This window comes from Sneathiella sp. HT1-7, from assembly GCF_020731145.1.
GTDB lineage: Bacteria > Pseudomonadota > Alphaproteobacteria > Sneathiellales > Sneathiellaceae > Sneathiella.
Window position 1 is genome coordinate 1,056,681 of the sequence record NZ_JAJFZN010000001.1, and the last position, 23,611, is coordinate 1,080,291.

General features: G+C 50.1%; 24 protein-coding genes and 1 tRNA gene. 17 read left to right on the forward strand and 8 right to left on the reverse strand.

The genetic code is table 11. The features are described from left to right. Nucleotides 1-61: 61 nt before the first annotated feature. From LKE13_RS05115 to LKE13_RS05135, 5 genes are all read right to left on the reverse strand, one after another. Nucleotides 62-685, reverse strand: a complete 624-nt coding sequence (locus LKE13_RS05115) for a DUF938 domain-containing protein (protein WP_227948787.1) — start codon at nucleotides 683-685, stop codon at nucleotides 62-64. Further along, a complete protein-coding gene (locus LKE13_RS05120; protein WP_227948789.1) occupies nucleotides 682-1,161 on the reverse strand; it encodes a periplasmic heavy metal sensor in 480 nt (159 codons plus the stop codon). The genes LKE13_RS05115 and LKE13_RS05120 overlap by 4 nt, the downstream gene beginning before the upstream one ends. Beyond that, complete coding sequence (locus LKE13_RS05125) at nucleotides 1,148-1,600, reverse strand: hypothetical protein (protein ID WP_227948791.1); 453 nt, start codon at nucleotides 1,598-1,600, stop codon at nucleotides 1,148-1,150. Before LKE13_RS05125 ends, LKE13_RS05120 begins: the two co-directional genes overlap by 14 nt. Next, entirely contained in the window at nucleotides 1,597-2,169 is a 573-nt protein-coding gene (locus LKE13_RS05130) for a sigma-70 family RNA polymerase sigma factor (protein WP_227948874.1), read from the reverse strand. Before LKE13_RS05130 ends, LKE13_RS05125 begins: the two co-directional genes overlap by 4 nt. A gap of 129 nt (nucleotides 2,170-2,298) precedes the next feature. Continuing rightward, complete coding sequence (locus LKE13_RS05135; protein WP_227948793.1) at nucleotides 2,299-2,895, reverse strand: bactofilin family protein; 597 nt, start codon at nucleotides 2,893-2,895, stop codon at nucleotides 2,299-2,301. 176 nt (nucleotides 2,896-3,071) lie between these two features. On the opposite strand from LKE13_RS05135, the gene LKE13_RS18860 reads away from it, so the two are divergent. Then, nucleotides 3,072-3,281 carry a DUF2842 domain-containing protein gene (locus tag LKE13_RS18860; RefSeq protein WP_227948795.1) on the forward strand — a complete coding sequence of 70 codons (210 nt, stop codon included), beginning with the start codon at nucleotides 3,072-3,074 and terminating at the stop codon, nucleotides 3,279-3,281. Between the two features lie 329 nt (nucleotides 3,282-3,610). Here LKE13_RS18860 and LKE13_RS05145 read toward each other — a convergent pair whose 3' ends face one another. Further along, nucleotides 3,611-4,369, reverse strand: a complete 759-nt coding sequence (locus tag LKE13_RS05145) for an alpha/beta fold hydrolase (RefSeq protein WP_227948797.1) — start codon at nucleotides 4,367-4,369, stop codon at nucleotides 3,611-3,613. 22 nt (nucleotides 4,370-4,391) lie between these two features. Here LKE13_RS05145 and LKE13_RS05150 point away from each other — a divergent pair, with 22 nt between their 5' ends. The 4 genes from LKE13_RS05150 (at nucleotide 4,392) to LKE13_RS05165 (ending at nucleotide 8,901) form a co-directional block, all read left to right on the forward strand. Then, nucleotides 4,392-5,573, forward strand: a complete 1,182-nt coding sequence (locus LKE13_RS05150) for a glycosyltransferase family 4 protein (protein WP_227948799.1) — start codon at nucleotides 4,392-4,394, stop codon at nucleotides 5,571-5,573. 150 nt (nucleotides 5,574-5,723) lie between these two features. Beyond that, the gene (gene thrS, locus LKE13_RS05155) at nucleotides 5,724-7,655 is read left to right on the forward strand and encodes a threonine--tRNA ligase (protein ID WP_227948801.1); all 1,932 of its coding nucleotides are present in this window, start codon (nucleotides 5,724-5,726) and stop codon (nucleotides 7,653-7,655) included. A gap of 115 nt (nucleotides 7,656-7,770) precedes the next feature. Further along, a complete protein-coding gene (infC, locus tag LKE13_RS05160; RefSeq protein ID WP_227948877.1) occupies nucleotides 7,771-8,307 on the forward strand; it encodes a translation initiation factor IF-3 in 537 nt (178 codons plus the stop codon). A gap of 123 nt (nucleotides 8,308-8,430) precedes the next feature. Then, nucleotides 8,431-8,901 (forward strand): Hsp20/alpha crystallin family protein, encoded by a 471-nt coding sequence (locus LKE13_RS05165; RefSeq protein WP_227948803.1) that lies wholly within the window; start codon nucleotides 8,431-8,433, stop codon nucleotides 8,899-8,901. A gap of 94 nt (nucleotides 8,902-8,995) precedes the next feature. On the opposite strand, the gene LKE13_RS05170 is transcribed toward LKE13_RS05165, so the two are convergent. After that, nucleotides 8,996-9,997, reverse strand: coding sequence for a hypothetical protein (locus tag LKE13_RS05170; protein WP_227948813.1), 1,002 nt, complete (start codon nucleotides 9,995-9,997; stop codon nucleotides 8,996-8,998). Nucleotides 9,998-10,221: 224 nt separating this feature from the next. On the opposite strand from LKE13_RS05170, the gene rpmI reads away from it, so the two are divergent. The 6 genes from rpmI (at nucleotide 10,222) to lepA (ending at nucleotide 16,747) form a co-directional block, all read left to right on the forward strand. Next, nucleotides 10,222-10,419, forward strand: coding sequence for a 50S ribosomal protein L35 (gene rpmI / locus LKE13_RS05175; protein WP_227948815.1), 198 nt, complete (start codon nucleotides 10,222-10,224; stop codon nucleotides 10,417-10,419). 12 nt (nucleotides 10,420-10,431) lie between these two features. After that, a complete protein-coding gene (gene rplT, locus LKE13_RS05180) occupies nucleotides 10,432-10,794 on the forward strand; it encodes a 50S ribosomal protein L20 (RefSeq protein WP_207042899.1) in 363 nt (120 codons plus the stop codon). A 91-nt stretch (nucleotides 10,795-10,885) separates the two neighbouring features. Further along, nucleotides 10,886-11,962, forward strand: coding sequence for a phenylalanine--tRNA ligase subunit alpha (gene pheS, locus LKE13_RS05185; protein WP_227948817.1), 1,077 nt, complete (start codon nucleotides 10,886-10,888; stop codon nucleotides 11,960-11,962). Continuing rightward, a complete protein-coding gene (gene pheT, locus LKE13_RS05190) occupies nucleotides 11,959-14,361 on the forward strand; it encodes a phenylalanine--tRNA ligase subunit beta (protein WP_227948820.1) in 2,403 nt (800 codons plus the stop codon). Before pheS ends, pheT begins: the two co-directional genes overlap by 4 nt. 69 nt (nucleotides 14,362-14,430) lie before the next feature. After that, the gene (locus tag LKE13_RS05195; RefSeq protein ID WP_227948822.1) at nucleotides 14,431-14,880 is read left to right on the forward strand and encodes a PaaI family thioesterase; all 450 of its coding nucleotides are present in this window, start codon (nucleotides 14,431-14,433) and stop codon (nucleotides 14,878-14,880) included. Between the two features lie 64 nt (nucleotides 14,881-14,944). Next, complete coding sequence (gene lepA, locus LKE13_RS05200) at nucleotides 14,945-16,747, forward strand: translation elongation factor 4 (protein WP_227948824.1); 1,803 nt, start codon at nucleotides 14,945-14,947, stop codon at nucleotides 16,745-16,747. Here lepA and LKE13_RS05205 read toward each other — a convergent pair. Next, nucleotides 16,744-17,061, reverse strand: coding sequence for a hypothetical protein (locus tag LKE13_RS05205; protein ID WP_227948826.1), 318 nt, complete (start codon nucleotides 17,059-17,061; stop codon nucleotides 16,744-16,746). The genes lepA and LKE13_RS05205 overlap by 4 nt on opposite strands. Nucleotides 17,062-17,254: 193 nt before the next feature. Between LKE13_RS05205 and LKE13_RS05210 the strand changes: the two genes are divergently transcribed. The 6 genes from LKE13_RS05210 to LKE13_RS05235 all read left to right on the forward strand — a co-directional run bounded on the left by LKE13_RS05210 (nucleotide 17,255) and on the right by LKE13_RS05235 (nucleotide 23,539). Beyond that, nucleotides 17,255-17,344 (forward strand) — tRNA-Ser (locus LKE13_RS05210). A 163-nt stretch (nucleotides 17,345-17,507) separates the two neighbouring features. Then, nucleotides 17,508-18,731, forward strand: coding sequence for a tyrosine-type recombinase/integrase (locus tag LKE13_RS05215; RefSeq protein WP_227948879.1), 1,224 nt, complete (start codon nucleotides 17,508-17,510; stop codon nucleotides 18,729-18,731). A gap of 158 nt (nucleotides 18,732-18,889) precedes the next feature. Beyond that, nucleotides 18,890-19,105, forward strand: a complete 216-nt coding sequence (locus tag LKE13_RS18865) for an excisionase family DNA-binding protein (protein WP_227948828.1) — start codon at nucleotides 18,890-18,892, stop codon at nucleotides 19,103-19,105. Further along, nucleotides 19,102-21,519 (forward strand): bifunctional DNA primase/polymerase, encoded by a 2,418-nt coding sequence (locus tag LKE13_RS05225; RefSeq protein ID WP_227948830.1) that lies wholly within the window; start codon nucleotides 19,102-19,104, stop codon nucleotides 21,517-21,519. Before LKE13_RS18865 ends, LKE13_RS05225 begins: the two co-directional genes overlap by 4 nt. A gap of 977 nt (nucleotides 21,520-22,496) precedes the next feature. After that, nucleotides 22,497-23,252 carry a hypothetical protein gene (locus LKE13_RS05230; protein ID WP_227948832.1) on the forward strand — a complete coding sequence of 252 codons (756 nt, stop codon included), beginning with the start codon at nucleotides 22,497-22,499 and terminating at the stop codon, nucleotides 23,250-23,252. 146 nt (nucleotides 23,253-23,398) lie between these two features. Further along, entirely contained in the window at nucleotides 23,399-23,539 is a 141-nt protein-coding gene (locus LKE13_RS05235) for a hypothetical protein (protein ID WP_227948834.1), read from the forward strand. The last annotated feature ends 72 nt before the right edge of the window (nucleotides 23,540-23,611 follow it).

Genomic DNA, 23,611 nt, shown 5'->3' on the forward strand with positions numbered 1-23,611 from the left:
GAGGCAGCCCTTTTTTTATGGTCTGGTGACAGTGGCTGGGCCCGGCCGTAGTCCTTGTCGCTCAGATCTTCTCAAATAGATGGAAAAAGTTATTCGCGGGCATTGGCCTTGCGATTATATGGCGAATGCCATTTTTTACCGCTTCTTCACGCACGTCCTCTATGTTTCGAATGCCATACTCGGGATCGAGAGATTTTAGCCATTCTTCGAATTTTTTATTGCTGGGGGCAGTATGCTGGCCGTTAAACTTAAATGGACCGTAGAGAAAAAGACGCCCGCCGGCAGGGAGTATCCGACTAGCGCCCGCCATCAATCCTTCACAAGTCTGCCAGGGAGAAATATGGATCATGTTGGCATTGAAAATGGCTGTAATAGGCTTGAGCGAATAATCGGCAGCTTCAATCGACCATTCGGTTTGCGTCACGTCCAGCATAACTGGCGGCAGCAGATTGTCTGATGGCTTATGGGCAAGCCAGTCGGTAACACTGTCGAGTTGTTCCCGGTCAAAATTACTGGTTTGCCATTTGAGTGGTTTGACAGCAGGCGCAAAAAAAACGGCGTGCTCGCCGCTGCCGCTCGCAATTTCCAGAACTGTTCCATCACCCGGTAGCCAGTCTTTTAGCGTATCCAGAATAGGCTCCCGATTTCGCTCCGTCGCAGGGGCGAACTGCCGCCGGTCCATCATTCCCGATCTTCTTTTTTCATCTTGGACGGCCTTTTTGGCGGATGGAACCCTTCCTTGAAGAAAGCAGCGCGATCGCCATCGGGAAGCGATTTGGCAAGTTCCAGCATGGAGGCTTGCATATAGCTCTCGATCTGAAGCTGCTTCGCGATCATGTCGGCGTATGTTTGATTGATGGCGACAAGGTCTAACTCCTTGGCACTAAAGAGTTCCGCCAGCCTGTCTCGATACTCGCGAAACTCCTTAAAGTAGGGGCGAATATTCTTGCGGCGTTCTTTCCAGAAATCCTTCAACTCTTCGCGCTGCTTATCATCCAACACGGCAACCGCTGCGTGGCGATCAAAATGGAACCTGTCGCCATGCCGCTTATCCGGTCCAAGGTCGATCCATTGTGTAACCACAAACCCGCCGATAAGGATATTTACGGCGACCGAAAGGATTAATGCCGCGGACAGGAATTTCTGCCTAGAGATTTTCATAGTCATTTTCCAAATCGCTCATGGTGCTGCCGCTGAAAAAGGTGCTATTGAGCGCATATTCATCTCCATCGGACAAGATATTGGGGCTTGTAAACCCGAGCAGAATGCCAAGACAGGCGGCCATCGCCATGCCTGCGGCCGGTTGCCAGATAGATCCAAAGGGCCAGAGGCTTTTGAGAAGCGGACCCGGGTTGACCTCTTCGGCACTCACCAATACACGACCAAGTAGATCCGATGAATGGTGCGCGGGCAGAGAAAGATCCTGAAGAAGTTGATCAAATTTCTGCTCCTGACGCAGAAGGCTGCGGGCCACGTCGGAGGACGCAAGCAATCTTTCCATCATGGGCAGATCTTCCAGCGGCCAGGCTTTTACTTCGGCGCCATAGGTTTCCACAACCGCTTTAAACCGCTCAAGCTCTTCAGACAGATCTTCCTTCATATCTCCTCTCCATCCATTAAACGTCGAGTGGGTAACAATAATTCTTTCAATTTGCGTCGCCCCCGTGCCAGCAGAGATTCAAGTGCATCAACGGAAACTTCCATAATGGCTGCCGCCTCTATATTTCCACATTCCTCAAAATGCACCAACGAAATTGCAATTCGTTGCCGGGCCGGCAGTTTCTGAAGCGCCTCACTGACTTTATCACCAAGTTGCTGCTGAGCCTTAATTTGCAATACGTCTGGTCTTGGATCCTGCATGTCCGGGACTTCTTCATCACTATATCGTTTTTGTGCGCGCAAGTAATCGACGCACAAGTTATGTGTGACGCGATGCAACCAGGTTCTGATCTGTGCTTTGGCTTGCCATTTTGGCGCCTGTTTCCACAGCTTGATAAAAGCTTCCTGAGCCATATCCTCGGCAAGGCTGTTGTCCCCCAGGATACGCAATGCCAAGTGATAAGACCGATCAAGATAGAGATCGGCAATCATTCGGCTTGCGGAAGCATTCCCGTTAGCGACTTCCTGCATAAGCTTTGCGTCTTTTTCGATTTCGCTCGATTTATGCATTATCACCTGACGGTTCCTCGGGAACGGCAGTCCGCCGTCCGTCACAATTAATAGTTAAACGGAGGGCAGGGCTAAATCCGTCGCTAGAAATTACATTAACGACTTCGGGGCGTGAAATGGGTCTTGTGGCTAGGCTGATTCTTTTTCGGCCTCGGTTTCGGTCACTTTCGACTTTTCTTTTTCTTTTTCTTTTTCCATCTCCGTCAACAGGTTTGGCTGTTCACCGGCAATCTTTTGCATGGAACCGCCAATCTCTCCGCCTGGCTCAATCTCAATCTCGCCGTAGCTGATTGTACCCGTTACGCAGCCGGTTTTCCGGATGACCAGGCGCTTGCGCGCTTTCATCGTGCCGTCGAACTTGCCGGAAATATCGGCCGTATCGATATCAACGGTGCCGTTGAACATTCCGCTTTCACTGATTTCGATTTCCTTGCTGGTCATCGATGCTTCGACTTTTCCTTCGACAATCAGACGGTCACAGGCTGTAATTTCACCTTTCAGGTGGATATCCGCGCCGACGTGGAGCTTGCTGCCTTCTTTTTTTGTTTCCGTTGCTGCGCCATAGGTTGTGGGTTTCGCGCGTGCGCTGTTATCAATGCCAAAGCTTCTTGTTCCGCCAGTTGTTGTCATCGGTTTTACTCTGCTTTCAAGTTTCTGTTCAGAAGGAGCTGAAGTATCCTTATCGGTTTCAGGTGCATCGGTTAATTTCGGTTTCTTATGAAACATATTTTTCCCCAATAGTACTAACGTCGTAAATATTCCCGAGTTGGCCATAGAATAATGTCCGGCATGCGTTGGTATTTTGTCAAAAGTGTGGCAATAACTATCTGTTGTTTGCTCATGCGGCTTGCCGTTTAGCCTATCATATCCAGTGAAATGAAAACTGTAAAATTTGTATAATTATGACGTCCTCTCGAAAAATAATAGGCTTGATCGGATTGCTGTTTCTTCTGGGAATCTATTGTGCGATCTGCGTTTTCATCGCGACGGAGTTTCTGCCTGAAAATAGGCTGGTAGAGTTGATATTTTACCCTGTGGTGGGCGTCATCTGGATTTTCCCCGCTGCAAAAATTGTAAGATGGATGCAGACGCCGGCAAACTTGAAAGAATAGGCATAAAAAAAGCCGGATCGAGAGGGGGGATCGATCCGGCTTTATATTGCCTTTCAATGGGAGAGGGGGACTTTCCCAAGGATCAGCAAAAGTTTGATAGCGTCTGTACTAAGCTACACATTCTATTTGGTACTTATTTTAACAATTTCCAGTGATGAATATCACTCTTTTTTCATGCGCGGCCATTACCGTTCGGGCCGAATCGCAAATAATTAAAAAGAGTGTTACTATACAATAAGTTACCCATCAATGGATGGCTCTATAATCTCTATCTCTATATCTGAAAAATATGACGGTTTTACGGCAGTTCGTGCTAGTTTTTCGGCTAGTTACAGCATATTGCCAATACGTTCCGTCGCCAGGATCAGGCGCGTGATGTCATCTGGCTCGGAGAGGCGGTGATCCCCGCTTTTAATCAAAGAGACAGTTACATCTTCACTAACAAGTGCTTCCTGAATTTTAAGAGCAGTCTCCCACGGGACGCTCTCGTCCTTCATACCCTGCAGAAGGTGAACAGGACAAGTCACATCTATTGGCCCGTTTAGAAGAAAGTTACGTGGCCCATCATCAAGCAGCTTCTTCGTAATGACATAGGGCTCTTCAGCATATTCAGACGGCTGTTCCCAGAACCCTTTTGACTCAATTGCGTCCTTCCCGCTTTGTGGCATGTCATCCCACATGCGTGTGGTAAAGTCCGGCGCCGTGGCAATGCCGACAAAACCGGCAATACGTTCCGGGCGCAGCTGTGCCATACGTAATCCGATCCATCCGCCCATGGAGGAGCCGACAATGATCTGCGGTCCCGCCGTGCAGTCGTCCAGTATCGCCAAAGCATCATCGGTCCAGCGGCTTATCGTGCCTTCTGTAAAGTTGCCTGTTGATTGCCCGTGCCCAAGATAATCAAATCGTGTATAGCTACGGTGAAGGGCAGTCATGGCCTTCTCAAGTGCGGTCGCCTTGGTTCCTTCCATATCGGACATAAAGCCCGAACAAAAAATTACACCGGGAGAAAAGCCTGCCGTGTGATGATAGGCGAGGGATTGACCGTCAGGCCGGGCCAGCATACTAGGTGTGTCAGTCGTCGTCATTTGAGAGTATAAAAAACCGTTGATGAGCAATATGGACCCCGAGCATAGCACTCCTTCATCACTGAACGAAAGCCGTCATCCGACTGTTTTACAAATCCTGCCAAGTTTAAATGGCGGCGGGGTGGAGCGCGGTACGATTGAAATGGCCTCGGCCATGAAAGAGGCGGGCTGGACACCTATCGTTGCCTCTTCGGGCGGGATCATGACCCATGAGCTCAAGCGCATCGGGGTGCGCCATATCACTTTGCCACTGGCTTCCAAAAACCCCTTTGTGATGCGGCGGAACATTTCCCGGCTCGCGGCGATAGTTCGTGAATTTGACGTTGATATCCTGCATGCAAGGAGCCGTGCTCCAGCATGGAGCGCCTATTTTACAGCAAAAAGGACGGGCGCGCATTTTGTCACGACATTTCACGCGGCCTATACTCGCGGTGGATTTTTAAAGAATGCCTATAACTCGATCATGACCAAAGGGGAGAAGGTAATCGCGATATCGGATTTCATCGCGCATCATATTCTTCGAAATTATGATATCGCGCCCGAGAAAGTGGTGATCATTCCGCGCGGTGTGGATGGTCGGAAGTTCAATCCCGCGGCGATTCATGCGGAACGTATTATAGATATGGCGCGGAGCTGGGGGTTGCCCGACGGTGTGCCAGTCATCATGTTACCAGGGCGTCTGACACGATTGAAAGGACATGGTACATTTATCGAGGCCCTCTCCCGGATCAAGGACAGGGAATTTCTGGCTCTTCTTGTTGGGAGCACGGAAGGACGGGAGGCGTATTGCGAGGAGCTGAATGCCCTTGTGAAGTCGTACGGTCTTGAAGGCCGGGTCCAGATAAAGGGCCATTGCGATGATATGGCGGTGGCGTTGATGCTATCCGACGTTGTGGTTTCTGCTACGACGGTACCGGAAGGGTTCGGTCGCATCGCGGTGGAAGCACAGGCAATGGGTCGGCCCGTCATCGCGACGGCGCATGGAGGTTCCATGGAGACGATTATCGATAGGGAGACGGGCTGGCTGGTGCCGGTTGGGGATGTTGATGAGATGGCGGCGGCATTGGCAGAGGCGATAGATCTGTCCTCTGAAGATCGCGAGGCGGTCGCAATCAAGGCGAGAGAACATGTCATGACCCACTTCGCAATCGAACATATGTGCAATGCGACGATTGCGCTTTATGAAGACGTTCTCGATCGGTAGCTAGTTCTTAAATACAACGGATTTCACGCTAAATCGCCATCAATGGCGTCTATCGCTTGACATGACCCGCCAGTTTTCTACATTCCCGGCATGATCGCGGATTCAGGACAGGGTGTTGTTCGGGACCGATCATGGAATGGATGGTACTTAATGAGTGACGGACAAGTAGAAATTACGCTCCCCGATGGGAGCAAACGAGTTTTTGACAATCCGGTTTCAGGCGCAGAGTTGGCGCAGGATATCGGCCCGGGCCTTGCTAAGGCAGCTCTCGCCCTAAGAATTGATGGCGAGATGAAGGATCTGAAAATGATCCTTGATCAAGATACTGCCGTTGAGATTGTCACGTCGCGCGATGAAGACGAGGAAGTGTTGGAACTTTTGCGTCATGACGCCGCACATGTGATGGCAGAGGCTGTGAAGGAGCTTTATCCTGAAACTCAGGTAACGATTGGCCCGTCCATTGAGAACGGATTTTACTACGATTTTGCCCGCAAGGAACCCTTTACTCCAGACGATCTCGAGAAGATTGAAAAGCGGATGCATGAGATTGTCGATCGGGATGAGGAAATTACACGCGAGGAATGGGCGCGCAGTGAAGCAGTCGAGTTCTTTAAGAATAACGGCGAGCATTACAAGGCAGACATTATTCACGAAATCCCGGAAGATCAGCCAATTGGTATTTATCGCCAGGGCGATTTTCAGGATTTGTGTCGGGGTCCACATCTTCCCTCGACCAAGAAGCTTGGCCATGCTTTCAAGCTGATGAAGCTTGCGGGGGCCTATTGGCGCGGTGATTCCCGAAATGAGATGCTGCAGCGAATATATGGCACCGCTTGGCGCAGCGAGAAGGAACTGAAAGCATATCTCCACCGGCTGGAAGAGGCAGAACGACGCGATCATCGTAAGCTCGGCCGTGAAATGGACCTGTTCCACTTGCAGGAAGAAGCTGTCGGCATGGTGTTTTGGCATGAAAAGGGTTGGACCCTTTACCGCACGCTGGAAAATTACATTCGCCATAAGCTGGAGATTGCCGACTACAAGGAAGTGAAAACCCCGCAACTTGTCGATCGTAAGCTTTGGGAGGCTTCAGGGCATTGGGAGAAATTCGGGGAACATATGTACACCGCCGAATCGGAAGAGCGTACTTTGGCGCTTAAACCGATGAATTGCCCATGTCATGTGCAGATCTTCAACCAGGGCATTACCAGCTATCGGGATTTGCCTCTCCGGATGGCGGAGTTTGGTTCCTGCCATCGGTATGAGCCTTCTGGAGCCTTGCACGGCATTATGCGGGTACGTGGATTTACGCAGGATGATGCGCATATTTTCTGCACCGAAGATCAGATCATGTCGGAAACAGAGGTTTTCTGTGAGCTTCTGTTGGAGATTTACAAGGATTTCGGTTTTACTGAGGTGAAAGTAAAATTCTCTGATCGTCCAGAAGTCCGCGCTGGAGAGGATGCTATTTGGGATAAGGCGGAGGGCGCCCTTCGCGACGCGATTGAGGCGACCAATATTGCTTACACTATGAACCCCGGTGAAGGTGCTTTCTATGGACCGAAACTGGAATTCGTGCTGACGGATGCCATTGGTCGGGATTGGCAGTGCGGAACTTTGCAGGTTGACTTTGTGTTACCGGAACGTCTGAACGCCAATTATATTGGTGAGGATGGCGCGAAGCATCGCCCGGTTATGTTGCACCGGGCCATTTTCGGGTCAATGGAGCGCTTTATAGGCATCCTGATCGAGGAGTATGCAGGACGCTTCCCGCTCTGGCTTGCGCCGGAGCAGGTTGTGGTTGCCACTATTACCGACGAGGCCGATGATTATGCCCGCGAGGTTTTGACGGCCCTTAAAGCGAAGGGGATTCGCGCGAGCCTTGATCTTCGAAACGAAAAAATCAATTACAAGGTCCGGGAGCACAGTCTCGCAAAGGTGCCGGCCTTGCTTGTTGCCGGAAAGCGTGAATCGGAGGAGAAGACAATATCTGTCCGCCGGTTGGGGGAAAAACACCAGAAAGTGTTACCGCTTGATGATGCAATTGCCGCACTTGTCGAGGAAGCAAAGGTGCCCGGGCGATGAATTGCGCGGGTTCCTGAAACTAGCTGTGGCAATAAATTATTAAAAAATATAAAATATCATGCCTAAACCCTTCCAGGAGGAGGGGGACTGGATCAACTATTTAAGGAGAAAGTAAATAGCTCGCCCACAAAGAAACACCGTTCCAACAAAGGACGGACCGCGCACGAATGAAGATATCAATGTTGCCAATGTACGTTTGATCAACGACGAAGGCGATAATATCGGTCTGGTTTCCATTCAGGCCGCGATGGGTCTGGCTGATGAAGCAGGGCTGGACTTGGTGGAAGTTTCCCCGGGGGAAACGCCTGTCTGTAAGCTTATGGATTTTGGACGAGCCCGATTTGAGGCACAGAAAAAAGCCGCGAAGGCCCGCAAAAAGCAGAAGACCTTTGAAATCAAGGAAATCAAGATGCGCCCGAACATCGACCAGCATGACTATGACGTCAAAATGCGGGCGGTGAACAAGTTTTTAGAAACGGGCGACAAGGTGAAGGTCACGATGCGTTTCCGTGGCCGCGAAATGGCCCATCAGGAACTCGGTATGAAACTGCTGCATAAGGTTCGTGATGAGACGGAAGAATTAGCGAAAGTCGAGCAGCACCCCAAAATGGAAGGCCGTCAGATGACAATGGTCATCGCGCCGACGAAATAGGGCTACTCTAAGTTTGTAATTATAAGGCCTGCATCTGTTCTCGGACAATGCGGGCTTTTTATTGTTCAGAACGCGCCATTTATTGACTGGAGTCAATGTTTCGTCACGGCGAGAAGTTATTTTGTGAAATCTCATCCCATTGAATTTCATAAAAGAGGTGTAATCATGTCTAAAAATGTTCCTGTGCATCGCACCACTGACTGGTGGCCGGATATTTTTGAGCCATTTCGTTCTTTCGGATATCGCGTTCAAGATTTTTTCTCACCCACGGCAGAAGCTGGCTCGACAGAGAATGACTATGATATTTCCATTGAATTGCCGGGTGTTAAGGAAAAGGATGTGGATATTTCTCTTGATGACAACATGCTCACAATCAAGGGGGAGAAGCATTCTAAAAAGGAAGAAAAAGACGAAACCAGATATTTTTCGGAAAGAACTTATGGGTCATTCCAGAGAACTTTTCGGTTGCCGGCGGAGGTCAAGGCCGAAGCTATTGAAGCGCATTTTGATGACGGGGTTTTGCATATTAAAGTACCGAAGTTAAAAGGATCGGCCAGTTCAATAAAAAAAATTCCAATCGGCAAGAAAAGTTGAAATTTTGAGTGTCAGGGCCGCCTTGAAGCAAATTTCAAGGCGGCCCTTTTTATATGCGAGATCACAGGCATCATATCCAGGTTAACAAACATGGTCAGGGGGGGCTCTTTTCTGTAAGGGAGGTGAAATGGAAGGGGGTTGGTATATACGACGGATCAACGGTTATCACAGCGGCGTCAATTAGTCCGTAATCCCCTGTTGAGTTAAATCGCCACAGGTTTGGTGCGGCGATCCCGCCAAAGCCTTTATCCAGACAGTAGGGGTTGGTGTCTCCATGCATCAGGAGAACAGGCTTCGCATATTTCGCCGATAAATACCTCAGGCGCAGGCTAATTGCAGCAAAGGCGTTGCATTTCTGGCGAACTTCTGTCGTGCAGGGCGTCTGATATTTATGACGCGTTACATCAGCTTGGGTCGCTATGACTATTGCGGTAGCGCCAATTCTTGCTGCCTCGGCAAAGGCGCTGTCCAGCCAGATCAGGTTCGCCCTGTCCCGTGCATCGGTGAGCGTCAGCGCGAGTCGCGTATCATCAAGCAGTATCTCATCGCGCCCGTTGTTGGTGGAGACAAGATGCACCGTCGCAAAAAGTACATTTTTGTATACCCAGCGCATATTCTCCGGGAACAGAGATTGCCGGGCGTAAGACCACTCGGGCGGTAGTTCCATAGGCTTATTGAAGAAAAGCCGCCGCAAGAGGTCGAGACGGTTCAGTTCAGAAAAACGCTGGCGGATTTGTCGGCGGTCACAGTCCGTCCAGTCATTGTCTCCCGGTGTGTAGAAGACGCGCCCTGAATGCAGGCCCAGAATCTGATCGCGGCGCCGGGTCATCAGAGCGGCCGTACAGGGAAGCTTGGCGTTCTTGAAATCTCCCATGAAAATAACAAAGGGGAATTCGCTGGCTTCGATTGCGGGGCGTGTGCGTTGGCGCAAGGTGTAATCTTCCTGTGCTGTGTAGGGCATATCGGAAATGGCGAGGAACGAAAATGCCTCAGCCGATTGAGCAACTGCTTTATTGTTGGTTGCGCTGGCCTGTATCAGGAAGGCTAGACTGCCTATAGTCGCATAGAATCCAAATCTCGATAAAATAATCCTCATTTTCTCCTCGCGTTGCTGTTAATTCGGCCGCCTGAAAAAGGTTGTTTGAGTGCATGGGAGACGACGGGGAAACTCGTTTGTGACAACGGCGGAAATAAAGCCATTCAAAGGGCTTGAATTTGGCATAAAGCAAAGGTATAACCCTCGCTTCGCTGAGCATTCCGGCCAATTGGGGCTGCCGAGTTTGCTCAATCGCTTCAACGGTTATTTTAGAGGAAGCCAAAATGCCCAAGTTAAAAACAAAGAGCAGCGTGAAAAAGCGTTTCTCTCTCACGGCGTCCGGGAAGGTTCGTGCCAACCAGGCTGGTAAACAGCATGGTATGATCAAGCGAACCAAGAAACAGATCCGTAATCAGCGTGGCACGACCATTCTTGCTGATCAGGATGCCCGCATCGTCAAAAAATTTATGCCTTACGGCTAAGGAGAGAGAACCATGGCACGTGTAAAACGCGGCGTCACGACGCACGCCCGCCACAGAAAAGTTATCAAGGCAGCCAAGGGTTACTATGGCCGCCGCAAGAATACGTTCCGCGCCGCGGTACAAGCGGTTGAAAAAGCCGGTCAGTATGCATACCGGGATCGCCGGACCAAGAAGCGGAATTTCCGCGGCCTGTGGATTCAACGCATCAACGCAGCTTCGCGCGAGTTGGGCATGACTTACGGAAACTTTATGCACGGCCTCAAGCTGGCTGGCATTGAAGTGGACCGCAAGGTTCTTGCCGATATTGCCGTACGCGAGCCTGAGGCCTTTAAGGCATTGGTTGATGCAGCACAGCAGGCTGCGGCCAAAGCCTGATAATCCGGGCCCTCGAAAACCTAGACATTTTCGTAGACCACTTTATTAAAAGGGGGCCCAGTTTGTGGCCCCTTTTTTATTGCGAGTTGTAATGCAGGATATTGAAAAGCTTGAACAGGAATTGCTGACAGAGATTGGCAATGTAACCGATTTGGATGCGCTGGAAACATTGCGGATTTCCGCGTTAGGCAAGAAGGGCAGTGTCAGTCTGATGATGCGCGGACTTGGCCAGATGGATCCGTCGGAACGTCAAGTGGTCGCGCCAAAACTCAACAAGCTGAAGAATACTGTTGGCGAGGCGATTGAAAACGCTAAGGCGGGGCTTCATGCGGCAACGCTGGATGCAAAGCTGACGGAAGAACGAATTGATATCACTTTGCCGGTGCGGCCCGAGACGATCGGCCGAATTCATCCCATAAGCCAGGTGATGGATGAAATTACCGAGATTTTTGCCGGCATGGGCTTCGATGTCGCGGAAGGTCCGGATATTGAAAATGACTTCAATAATTTCACGGCGCTGAATATCCCGCCCGAACATCCGGCGCGGCAAATGCATGACACATTCTATCTGCCAGAGAAGGAGGATGGCTCACGGCAGCTGCTCCGGACCCATACTTCAACGGTGCAAATTCGGACCATGATGTCGCAAAAGCCTCCTCATCGCATCGTTGTGCCCGGCCGGACCTTTCGCAGTGATTCCGATCAGACCCATACCCCCATGTTTCATCAGATCGAGGGGTTGGTCATTGACAAGACGAGCCATATGGGACATCTGAAAGGCGTGCTGGCGGAGTTCTGTAAGGCATTTTTCGAGTTGGACGAAGTTACTATGCGGTTCCGCCCGTCCTATTTCCCCTTCACCGAACCGTCGGCGGAAATGGATATCCGCTGCACGTTCGCAGGCGACCATGTGAAGGTTGGTGAAGGCGATGACTGGCTGGAAATTCTCGGTTGCGGCATGGTCAACCCGAAGGTTTTGGAGCATTGCGGCCTTGATCCGGCGGAATATCAGGGATTTGCCTGGGGCATGGGCATTGACCGGATTGCTATGCTGAAATATGGCATCCCGGATTTGCGTGCCTTCTTTGATTCAGATCTGCGCTGGCTTAAACATTACGGATTTGTCCCACTGGATGTTCCGACTTTGGGCGGAGGGCTGTCACGATGAAATTTACAGTATCCTGGCTGAAAGAGCATCTTGAGTATAATGCTTCGTTGGAAGATTTGTCTGACCGTTTGACGGCAATCGGTCTTGAAGTTGAAGAAATCACCGACCGTGCGAAGGATTTGGCTGTCTTCCGTGTCGCCCATGTGATTGAGGCAATTCAGCACCCGGATGCGGACCGGCTGCGCGTTTGCAAGGTCGATACGGGTGAGGGCGTGGTTCAGGTCGTGTGCGGTGCGCCGAATGCGCATACTGGTATGAAGGGCGTGTTTGCGCCATCTGGCGCCTATGTGCCGGGCACGGACCTCTGGCTGAAACCAACAAAGATCCGCGGTGTTGAAAGCAATGGCATGCTTGTTTCCGAACGGGAAATGGGCATCTCAGATGAGCATGACGGTATTATTGAAATGCCGGAGGATACAGAGATTGGCGCGTCGTTCGCGGCTCTTGCCGGTCTGGATGATCCGGTTGTGGAAATTGCGATTACGCCTAACCATCAGGATGCACTCGGTGTTTATGGTATTGCGCGTGATCTCGCCGCGAGCGGTTTCGGTACGCTGAAATCGCTGGACACCAGTGCGGTTGCCGGAGCGTTTGAAAGCCCGATCAAGGTCAAACTCAATTTTGATAATGCTGACCCGCTGCCCTGCTCGAAATTTGTTGGACGCTATGTGCGCGGCGTTAAAAACGGACCGAGCCCGAAATGGCTACAGGATAAATTGCGGGCAATTGGATTGCGCCCTATTTCGGCGCTGGTCGATATTACGAATCTCGTCACATTTGATCTGGGCCGTCCGCTCCATGTGTTCGATGCGGACAAGATAAACGGCAGTATTCAGGCCCGGCTGGCCAAGGACGGGGAAAAACTGCTGGCGCTTGATGGCGAGGAATACAAACTCGATGGAGATGCCTGCGTCATTGCTGATGATGACAGTACTTTGGGCCTTGGCGGTATCATGGGCGGTGAATTGAGCGGCTGTTCCGAGGTGACCACTAATGTCTTTATTGAGGCGGCGTTGTTCGATCCGATCAGTATTGCAACAACGGGACGCAAGCTCGGTATTGAATCAGATGCGCGCTATCGTTTCGAACGCGGTGTCGATCCGGCCTTTGTCGAACCGGCTATGGAAATTGCGACCCGCCTCGTCCTTGAGCTTTGTGGTGGCGAGCCAAGCGAAGTCGTAATCGCGGGCGATGGTCCAGATTGGCAGAAATCGGTGGAACTCCGCAAGTCCCGTGTCAAGGAGCTTGGCGGGATTGAAATTCCCGTGCAGGAGATGGTGACAATCCTGGATAAGTTGGGATTTGCTCCTGAAGACTCTGGTGACGTGATCCGAACTGAAGTGCCGTCATGGCGCATGGATGTGGAAGGAGAAGCTGATCTGGTTGAGGAAGTCCTCCGGATGCATGGATATGATAATATCGAGCCGGTAGCCCTGCCGCTTGAAAATGTTGTCGCAAAGCCTGCGGTGACGGCAAAGCAGCGTCGGGTCCGTATCGCAAAAAGAGCGTTGGCTGCCCGGGGTATGATGGAGGCGGTGACATGGTCCTTTCTGCCAAGGGCCCATGCGGATCTTTTCGGCGGCGTTCCGGATGAGATTGTTCTCGTTAATCCGATCAGTGCCGATTTGGACGCAATGCGGCCGTCACTATTGCCGAACCTGATTGCGGCAGCAGGGCGCAACCACGCGCGTGGTTTCTCGGATATCTCCCTTTTCGAAGTGGGATCAGAGTATCATTCCGATCAGCCTGAAGGCCAAGTGATGGTCGCGGGCGGTATTCGCGGCGGGCAAACGTCATCACGCCATTGGGCTGGCAGCGGGCGTAAGTTTGATGCCTATGACGCGAAGGCGGATGCTCTTGCTCTGCTGGAGGCTGTGGGTGGCCCCGCAAGTTCTGTTCAGGTCGTGACAGGTGCGCCGGAATGGTATCATCCCGGCCGCTCCGGTGTGATGCAGCTCGGCCCAAAAAACCGTCTTGCTTCTTTCGGGGAAATTCATCCTCGTGTTCTAGAGGCCATGAAGGTGAAGGGGCCCATAGTGGGCTTTGAGATTTATCTTGATAATATACCGCTTCCGAAGTCGACAGAGACTGCGCGGCCGCCGCTGGTTGTTTCCGATTATCAGTTTGTCGAGCGTGATTTCGCTTTTGAGGTGGACGTGGATGTTGCCGCCGATACGATTATCCGTGCAGCACGCGGTAGTGACAAGAAGCTGATCACGGATGTGTCAATTTTTGATATCTACCAAGGGGATAAAATAACAGCGGGCCGGAAATCCGTCGCCCTTTCAGTTCGCCTCCAACCAATGGACAGGACCTTGACGGAAGAAGAAATTGATGCTGTGGCGGCGAAGGTGATTGGGAATATTGAGAAAGCAACAGGCGGCAGCTTACGTCAATAGTGCACACTAAACTCAGACATGAAGGGGAGCCTAGTGTGCTCCCCTTGTTCTGTTTCTGGAGAAGAAGAAATGACACTGAATATACCAGAAGGGTTTAAGAAATTCGAAGGGCATGTCGGCTTTGTTGAGCTAACTGGTCCGCTATGGATAAAAAGAACGGAAGACGCGGCCTATCTCGGCCTTCGGGTGGAAGAAAAACATTGCAATATTGGCGGCATTTGTCACGGCGGCCTGCTGATGTATTTTGCCGATATGCAGCTTGGCGTCGGGGCACAGGCGGCATCGGAGTTGCGGAAATTTATCCCAACGATCCAAATGTCCTGCGATTTTGTATCTGCGGTGTCCGAAGGTTCCTGGCTGGAAGGGCGCACCGAGCTTATTAAGCAAACCCGGAATTTGCTATTTGCAACCTGCATCCTGACTGCAGATGGCAAGAACGCTTTCAGTGGCTCCGGAATCATGAAAATCCCGTCAGATAAGGGGTGTTATTCCGATGTCTTTCTTCCGCGGGAAAGTTAGCAATTGTATTTACCGGCAAACCTGTTAGTTGGAAGATCAGAATTCCAGAATTAAAAGGGCTTCAATGACCGATCTCGATAAAATTCGCAATTTCTCGATCATCGCCCATATCGACCATGGGAAATCGACGCTCGCGGATCGTCTGATCCAGATGTGCGGTGGGCTGGATGATCGCGAGATGCATCAGCAAGTGCTGGATAGCATGGATATCGAGCGTGAGCGGGGCATCACTATCAAGGCACAGACGGTGCGGCTGCTTTATAATGCCAAGGACGGTGAGACCTATACCCTTAATCTGATTGATACGCCTGGCCATGTGGACTTCGCCTATGAGGTGAACCGTTCTCTTTCCGCCTGCGAAGGGTCGGTACTTGTCGTTGATGCTAGTCAGGGTGTTGAAGCCCAAACGCTTGCCAACGTTTATCAGGCGATTGAAGTTAATCACGAGATTATCCCGGTTCTGAACAAAGTTGATTTACCCGCGGCGGACGTTGACCGCGTGGTTGAGCAGATTGAGGAGGTTATCGGCATCGATGCAAGTGGTGCACTTCCAATTTCCGCAAAAACCGGCAAAGGCGTGGATGAAGTACTGGAGGCTGTAGTCGCCCATATTCCTCCGCCCGTTGGTGATCGAAATGCGCCACTGCGCGCCCTGCTGATTGATAGTTGGTATGATGCCTATCTCGGTGTTGTTGTCCTTTTCCGGGTGCGCGAAGGCGTCATTAAGAAGGGCCAGAAAATCCGCATGATGGAGACAAGGGCGAGCTATCTTGTCGATCGTGTCGGTGTTTTCACGCCAAAGGGACTGGTTGTGGATGAGCTTGGTCCCGGTGAAATCGGTTTTATGACGGCGGCGATCAAGGAAGTTGCGGATACCAAAGTCGGGGATACCATCACGGATGAGCGTAAACCCGCGACGGAGCCTCTGCCGGGTTTCAAGCCGAATCAGCCGGTTGTTTTTTGCGGTCTTTTCCCGATTGATGCGGCGGACTTTACGGAACTTAAATCAAGCCTAGGCAAGCTGCGCCTGAATGATGCAAGCTTTTCGTTTGAAGCGGAGACCTCTGCTGCCCTAGGGTTCGGTTTTCGATGTGGTTTCCTTGGACTGCTACATCTTGAAATTATTCAGGAGCGGCTGGAGCGTGAGTTTGACCTCGACCTGATCACGACGGCCCCGTCGGTTGTCTATCACCTCTATATGCGCAATGGCACATTGGTTGAAATGCACAATCCTGCGGATATGCCGGATGTGATGCAGATTGATCGGATTGAGGAGCCTTGGATTAAGGCGACGATCATGGTGCCGGATGAATATCTGGGGCAGGTCCTGAAGCTCTGTGAGGACAAGCGCGGAGTGCAGGCTGACTTGACCTATGCCGGTTCCCGGGCGATGGTTGTCTATAAACTACCGCTCAATGAAGTCGTGTTCGACTTTTATGACCGTCTTAAATCGGTCACGCGTGGGTATGCGAGTTTCGACTATGAAATGGACAGCTATGTCGAGAGCGATCTCGTCAAGCTCTCCATTCTTGTGAACTCAGAGCCTGTCGATGCCCTGGCGATGATTGTCCATCGCGATCAGGCTGAGGCGCGCGGTCGACAGCTCTGTGAACGGCTGAAGGACCTGATCCCGCGCCAGCTATTTAAAATCGCACTGCAGGCGGCCATTGGCGGCAAAGTGGTGGCACGGGAGACAATCTCCGCACTTCGAAAAGATGTGACGGCGAAATGTTACGGAGGCGATATCACTCGAAAGAAGAAGCTGCTGGAAAAGCAGAAAAAAGGCAAGAAACGGATGCGCTCTGTCGGTAATGTCGACATCCCACAGGAAGCTTTTCTGGCCGCGCTTAAAATGGGCGACGACTAGGAGGACAGAAAGCGTCCTTCCGCTTTTCGTCTTTTACGGAAGAGGACAAGTAGCACCAAGCCGAGCACCAAAAAGACTAGCCAAGCGGGCCAGAGCAGAAGATTCAAGATCACCGGATCCCACAGTGTCGGGGAAATATAGCGCTGGACAATGGCTTGAGTCAGGTTCAACCCTTCGGGGTTAATCATGAACCAAAGCTCTCCAAGCAGGATGGAATGCCAGACTTCGCTATCCAGATATTGCAGAAGATCATGACCCAGCACCAGAAAAGCGCTGCCGGTCATGATCCACCCGAGAATACGTCCTATGATCACTTTATCGCCCACTTCATGTTTGATCTGGACATGTTACGGTCAAACTGTGAGTAGTTCAAAGCTTCTCTCGGTTATTTACCGGAAAGTCATATGGGCGTGATTAAATTGGGTCTGATACGGTTTGCCCCCTTGCATTCTCTCGCCTCTCAAGTATATTCGCCGCGCGCCTTAGGTGAAACAAGGCGCACCCTGCGGAGGGGTGGCCGAGTGGCTGAAGGCGCACGCCTGGAAAGTGTGTATACGGGGAACCGTATCGGGGGTTCGAATCCCCCTCCCTCCGCCACCTACCTGTTTTTCGACATTCTCTAAAATTCCCTAATGTTCTTATAGTTGGCTGTCTATAATGAGTTTTTTGTAAAAACTTGTTTTCAAGTGTTCGCTTGCGTTCGCCTACTGCCGCTGTTACGGTGTAGGTAGAAATGTAGGTAGAAAATATGACCAGATCAATGAACAAGTTATCGGCGGTACAGATCAAGGCGCTGTCTGGACGTGGTCGATATGCGGATGGTGGAAATCTTTATTTCCAGATCAGCGAGTTTGGAACAAAGGCTTGGATATTCCGATTTACGCGAAACAAAAAGTCGCGCAGTATGGGGCTTGGTCCCTACCCCGACATTTCGTTGGCTAAAGCTAGAGAAATGGCTCAGGAATGCCGTGAAAAGGTTCGGAATGGCCTAGACCCCATAGAAGAACGTAAAGCGGCTAGACAGGCGCTATATGCCGATACGGCGAAGACCATAACATTCAGGGAATGTGCGGATAAGTATATTGATGCCCGTTCTCCGGAATGGAAAAATATCAAGCATTTGCGACAATGGTCCGCAACCCTCGAAAAGTATGTCTTCCCCGTGTTTGGTGCCCTTCCGGTAAAGGATGTCGATATGGGGTTGGTACTTAAAGCCCTTGAGCCAATTTGGACAACAAAGACGGAAACGGCCTCACGTGTTCGCCAGCGGATTGAGAAAATTCTTGATTGGGCAAAAGTTCGTAAATACCGCGAAGGCGAAAACCCTGCCAGATGGCACGGTAATCTTGATATGGTGTTGCCTTCACCATCCAAAATACAAAAAATTGAACATTTTAAAGCCCTTCCATATGAGGATGTTGCGGCATTCGTGTCGCTGCTGCGTAAAAAGGACAGTTACTCGGCGATGGGGCTGGAGTTAATTATTCTTACGGCCTGTCGAACCGGGTCACTGATTAACGCAAAATGGGAAGATTTTAACTTCGACAAAAAGGAATGGATCATTCCGGCGGAAAACATGAAGGCGGGTAAAGAGCATCGGGTGCCGCTTTCGCCAGCGGTAATTGCAGTGTTGGAAAAATTATTGGCGGTGCGGCAGAATGAATATGTGCTGCCGGGTGCCAATGGAAAAGGCCATGCCAGCAACATGGCCCTTCTTCAGCTAATAAAGCGCATGGGGTACGGAGGCAGAGTAACCCCCCATGGTTTCCGGTCGACCTTTAAAGACTGGGCGTCGGAAAGAACGGCGTATCCAAACGAGGTTTCCGAGATGGCTCTGGCCCACAGCGTCGGTAATAAGGTCGAAGCGGCCTACCGGCGCGGCGACCTTTTCGACAAGCGAAAACGAATCATGGACGATTGGGCAGAGTATTGTTCTAAGCCCGAAAGTGAAAACGTGAATAATGTCATTGAAATTCGAGGATAGATAAAGATAAAAAAAGATAACAAAGACACTTAAAGATAGATAAGATATTGATTTAATTTATTTATTTTACATGTGCTGTTGACGTTTCTTCCGAAACTCGGGCACCTTCATAGACGTTCTAATTGGAACAAGGACTTTGCCAATAGAAAGGCTATGAAATGCAAGAGAAACCTATCCGTCCCGCGAATGACAACTATATCACAGCAATAAGCGTTGAAGAATTTTGCCGATCAGTCGGGATTGGAAAAGTTAAATTCTATTCTGAACTGAAGGCCGGTCGTATCAGAGCCAAGAAATGTGGGCGTAGAACCCTTGTCCCTCTGTCCGAAGTTGGCGCTTGGTTCGAAAATCTTCCAGCCGCAGGGGGTGAATGATGCAAAGAAAAAGCCCCAATTCGAAAACTGAGGCTCCTTCGGATAACACTTTTTCTTCACAAGAAAAGTCTACTCCCGGTCAGCCCGAAAATCAAGAACTAGCAGCCAATGAAAACGACGTAACTTCCGGTTCTTCTTTGTTGCAAGCCCAAAAAGATTTTCCAAGCTTGTCGCAGCAGGAGGTCGAGCTTTTGTGTGCTGCTGTGAACTACGCAGCGCTAGGATGGCCGGTGTTTCCTGTTCATTCGGTGAACGAACAAGGCGACTGTTCCTGCGGCGCTAAGGATTGCAAAAATGCGGGGAAACATCCAAAAACACTTGAAGGCCACAAAGCAGCGACTTCTGATATTGAAACGGTAAAACGCTGGTGGAGCGGTACGCATGTTGGGGCCAATATTGGGTGTTGGTGCAAAGCCGGTTTCTGGACCTTGGATGTTGATCCGCGAGACGACGGCGACAAGAAACTGGCTACTCTTGAAAAAAAGTATGGCAAGCTGCCAGCGACTGTAACGAGTCTAACTGGTGGCAATGGCTTTCATTTTCTCTTCCGCAAGAAACCTGTCTGCGAATACAGAGGCAAAGTCATCGGCGAGGATGGCCATAGCCTGATAGGTTTGGATATAAAAGCCTATAGCGGATATATCGTCTTGCCACCTTCAAATCATGCGTCTAGCGGCAAGTACCGCTGGAAAGAGGGGCATGGTCCCGGCGAAATGGACGTCGCAGAAGCGCCTCAATGGCTGGAGGACCTTTGTGTCAAAGGAACGCCGGTTCCGCCTTCGCCTGAGCCTCAGAGAGCCGGTGGCCACAGCCATGGCCATGGCGGTAGGTTTTCGGATGATCAGATTGCTGACATGTTGTCCCGAATTGATCCTGACTGTAGTTACGACGATTGGGTGACCGTTGGGATGGCCCTTCACAGCGAAGGGCGTCGCTTCGAGTTGTGGCGCGATTGGTCAACTGATGGCAGCAAATATGTGGATGTTGTAGATTGCGAAAAACATTGGAGCACTTTTAAAGTTTCTGGCGGCATCAAGTTCGCGACATTGATACATATGGCCACAGAGAGAGGCTGGGTACCTCCATGGCAACGAGATTTACCAACTCCGGCAAACTTAAACATCCCTAAATACCAAAATGAGGTTATCGAGAAACCGACCAATCTTTTGAATCCTCCCGGTATTACAAAAGATATAGCCGGATATTTGACGGATGTAGGTGTGATGCCACAGCCAATATTTGGTGTGGCCGGTGCTCTTTGCCTCATGGCTGTATCGATGGGCAATGGCTATGCAAATGAAACCGGTATTCGACCGAATATCATGACGGTCGCCGTTGGTCCGACTTCCTGTGGTAAGGATGCGGCACGAAAAGGCATAAAAGAATTGCTTGGTAGAGCTGGAAAATTGAGCCTGATAGCAGCAGAAGACGTTACTTCCGGGGCTGCTATTGAAACAGCGCTTTCCCGAGAACCCAACAGCCTAGGCTTGTTTGATGAATTTGGTATGATGTTAAAGGCCATCAATGATCCAAACGGTGCGGGACATTTGAAAGACATTTCATCGACTTTGATGAAAATGTTTTCGTCGTCGGGTAGCAGGTACATAGGAAAAGCCTATGCAGATCGCGACAATAAAACGAGTACCCGGCGCGACATCGATTATCCATGTTTTTCAATTTATGGGACCACTACTGGTGAAATGCTGGACAAGGCGCTAGGTTCAGCCGACGCCCAGAGCGGTTATCTAAATAGGCTTTTAGTCGTAGAAACCGATACTCCGATACCAGAACAAAAAAATCCTCGACCTCTAAATGATGTACCTGAAGAAGTCGTAAATTGGATTGAAGAAGTTGCTGATAAAGCGGCTAAAGGGGAGCCTAGCATGCCCATTATAGTTGCCAAGACGGACACCGCTCGGGAAGCCATGGGGGCTTACAGTCGAAAAATTCTATCTCGTAGAAGGTCGTTGGCGGAAGACTGGGAGCAAGCCTTGTGGGGGCGCAGCATCGAACAAACGGAAAAAATTGCCATGATCCTCGCCGTTGGTGTGGACCAAGAAAAACCGCAAGTTACAGTTGAACAAGTGGAATGGGCTGTTGATTTTGTTGAATGGTCGACGTCAAAATTAATACTTCGATTGCGAGACAATGTTGCCGATACGATGACCGAGGGAAAGCTTAAAAAATTCCTTAAAAATGTACGAAATGCTGCGGACTATGTCGGTGACAAAAGATATGGGAGGGCTTGTTCAAAAGGCGTCATGCCCCACAGTAAGGCGCTAATCCTAAGCAAACTAGATAAACAGGACTTTGACCGGGTTGCTGCGACGGCTGTGGCCAGAGATGAAGTTCAGATCGTAGAAATGTCCAAAGAGGTCCATGGTTTGACAGGGGCCGCCTATATCGCCCTTTAACTATATTCTCTATAGTTCTCGCCCTATTTTCCACGGTTGGAAAATCGCGGAGTCCGCACCTTGATTGGCTTACAGGTATTTTTTATCAAATTATTCCTTTTTTCTTTAGCCCTTATATATGCGGTAGAAAGACAGCAATTTGGTAAGGAAAAACATGCCCGAGAAAAGGAGAAAAATACTAAATAAACGGTCTTAACACCTGTAATTCTGCGAGGTGTGTAATTTTCCTGCGGCAAGAAAAAAGTAGAGAAAAAGAAAATCTATTGTCTAGGTAATTATTGGGAGTAACAGGTCGCATATGTCACCATCGACGAAAATGTTACGGTTGGTAGATTAGCCTAAGATATCGCTTACAGATGATTGCCAGCGCAAGAAGATCAGGCTACGCGACCAATGGTATTAGGTGTTCTTAGCTCAACAAGCCTGATGGTGTCGAAGTCTATTTTACTGCTTCTTTGCTACCTACAACTCTAACTACTAGGAAACTTAGGGAAATCAAGTTCTACAATGTATCCCCATTGCGGGACAATAGAATTTTTAAGAATGAAGTTTCGGCGGCAATTCCCTCGTAGTCATCTATTTGGCGTTTCGAAGCCAACTATGGAGATCCTACCGGGGGGGGTGAAAGGGCAAAGGGTCCCGTCCCTCCTAATAGCCGATATCATTCTAGAAAAGAAAATCCATTGCAAATTTTAGTTTTGAGCAGAGCCATGGGAGTAGTCCGAACTATGTCATTAATGTCCAAAATTATACGGCGGTTGATCAAATCCTAATCCAGATACAATAAATTTTCTTTGATTTAGGCACAAATACCTGAGCCGTAATATTCTGACTCTGCAGCAATAGCTGCACTTCTATTTGTTGGAATAAAGAGCATAAAATCGTATCATAGTTGCATCCATGTGTTGAAAAAGATTAGTGGGCAAATGATGGCTGTGATCAAAAGCAAGGTGCATATTTACATATTGGCCACAATATTGGCTTTAGTTTTGATCTCTTCGCTAGCTTTGGCAGAAGAATATGTCGTGGACGGCACGACGGTTGAAACATACGAACGTAGCATCAAGGCAATGGCCGATAGCCTCAACGAACAGGACAAGAAAGATTTCGGACGGGGTCTGCTAAACTTGATGCTCACCGAATACCCCGCTGCTCGCGGCGCGAAAGGCTTTCAGCTTCTTCAGTTCATGCAGCCCGCCGTCGAGGCCGCTCATATTACGTTGGACGGCCGCACGCTTGAGGAAATTCTAGAGCGGGGCCGAAGCATTGCCGATAAAGATACGCCGACTAAAATGGCCGCTGATGGTGCTGCTGTCGAAGACAGAACTGAATTCCTTCGCCAGTGTCTACAAGAGACAGTAGCGATCGAATCCGCTGTCATTAAGAAGAGGGATTATTCCGGCCATAATATCGAAGTAGTTGTTACGAATGGGCTTGATTGGGCGATCGCGGGAATCCGTGTCGCCTATCAGGTATTTTCTGCCGGTCGCAGTGTTCCTTGGGCGGATGGGGATTTTTCGCTGGCAATCAACGGCGGAATCGAGCCGGGCGAAACCAGAAAGATTAGGACCACCGCACGTGTCCCCGCCGAGGCGCCAGAAGACCTAATAACCCATGCACAGGTACTCGATGTTACGGACCAATATAAGCGCCAACTTATCCGCGATGTGCGGGTGATGGGTTGGGGAAAAGAGAAATCAGAGATGAAGTGTAAAGGTGCCGATAATAAATAAACGGTACGCAATTTTCTCACCCGATTAATTCCGTCTCCGCTATTGACCGATTGTCTGTCATGGCTTGATAATAGCCCGGCATGGCCTCATCCGGAAATTGAAGAATTGGGGCTATATATTCGCGTATATGTATGTGAGGGGATTACGTGCCGATATTGAACTGGTTGACCCGGGAGGAGGATGTCCGCGCGGCGCAAGACGTGCCCTACCGCCTGCTGGAGGAGGTGCCGGAGCTGGGCACTGTCAGAGGAAAATTGGGCTTTGACCATATCTTAGCTATTCCATAAAATTCTGGAATGAAAAATCATAATCCATTCCGCTATTTCAAGACATCGCCCGAGATCATCCGCTTGGCGGTG

What these genes read in the sequence shown, in the direction of transcription:
- LKE13_RS05115 (WP_227948787.1), bottom strand. Translation starts at nt 685, where the DNA reads ATGATGGACCGGCGGCAGTTCGCCCCTGCGACGGAGCGAAATCGGGAG.
- LKE13_RS05120 (WP_227948789.1), bottom strand. Translation starts at nt 1,161, where the DNA reads ATGAAAATCTCTAGGCAGAAATTCCTGTCCGCGGCATTAATCCTTTCG.
- LKE13_RS05125 (WP_227948791.1), bottom strand. Translation starts at nt 1,600, where the DNA reads ATGAAGGAAGATCTGTCTGAAGAGCTTGAGCGGTTTAAAGCGGTTGTG.
- LKE13_RS05130 (WP_227948874.1), bottom strand. Translation starts at nt 2,169, where the DNA reads ATGCATAAATCGAGCGAAATCGAAAAAGACGCAAAGCTTATGCAGGAA.
- LKE13_RS05135 (WP_227948793.1), bottom strand. Translation starts at nt 2,895, where the DNA reads ATGTTTCATAAGAAACCGAAATTAACCGATGCACCTGAAACCGATAAG.
- LKE13_RS18860 (WP_227948795.1), top strand. Translation starts at nt 3,072, where the DNA reads ATGACGTCCTCTCGAAAAATAATAGGCTTGATCGGATTGCTGTTTCTT.
- LKE13_RS05145 (WP_227948797.1), bottom strand. Translation starts at nt 4,369, where the DNA reads ATGACGACGACTGACACACCTAGTATGCTGGCCCGGCCTGACGGTCAA.
- LKE13_RS05150 (WP_227948799.1), top strand. Translation starts at nt 4,392, where the DNA reads ATGAGCAATATGGACCCCGAGCATAGCACTCCTTCATCACTGAACGAA.
- thrS (WP_227948801.1), top strand. Translation starts at nt 5,724, where the DNA reads ATGAGTGACGGACAAGTAGAAATTACGCTCCCCGATGGGAGCAAACGA.
- LKE13_RS05170 (WP_227948813.1), bottom strand. Translation starts at nt 9,997, where the DNA reads ATGAGGATTATTTTATCGAGATTTGGATTCTATGCGACTATAGGCAGT.
- rpmI (WP_227948815.1), top strand. Translation starts at nt 10,222, where the DNA reads ATGCCCAAGTTAAAAACAAAGAGCAGCGTGAAAAAGCGTTTCTCTCTC.
- rplT (WP_207042899.1), top strand. Translation starts at nt 10,432, where the DNA reads ATGGCACGTGTAAAACGCGGCGTCACGACGCACGCCCGCCACAGAAAA.
- pheS (WP_227948817.1), top strand. Translation starts at nt 10,886, where the DNA reads ATGCAGGATATTGAAAAGCTTGAACAGGAATTGCTGACAGAGATTGGC.
- pheT (WP_227948820.1), top strand. Translation starts at nt 11,959, where the DNA reads ATGAAATTTACAGTATCCTGGCTGAAAGAGCATCTTGAGTATAATGCT.
- LKE13_RS05195 (WP_227948822.1), top strand. Translation starts at nt 14,431, where the DNA reads ATGACACTGAATATACCAGAAGGGTTTAAGAAATTCGAAGGGCATGTC.
- lepA (WP_227948824.1), top strand. Translation starts at nt 14,945, where the DNA reads ATGACCGATCTCGATAAAATTCGCAATTTCTCGATCATCGCCCATATC.
- LKE13_RS05215 (WP_227948879.1), top strand. Translation starts at nt 17,508, where the DNA reads ATGAACAAGTTATCGGCGGTACAGATCAAGGCGCTGTCTGGACGTGGT.
- LKE13_RS18865 (WP_227948828.1), top strand. Translation starts at nt 18,890, where the DNA reads ATGCAAGAGAAACCTATCCGTCCCGCGAATGACAACTATATCACAGCA.
- LKE13_RS05225 (WP_227948830.1), top strand. Translation starts at nt 19,102, where the DNA reads ATGATGCAAAGAAAAAGCCCCAATTCGAAAACTGAGGCTCCTTCGGAT.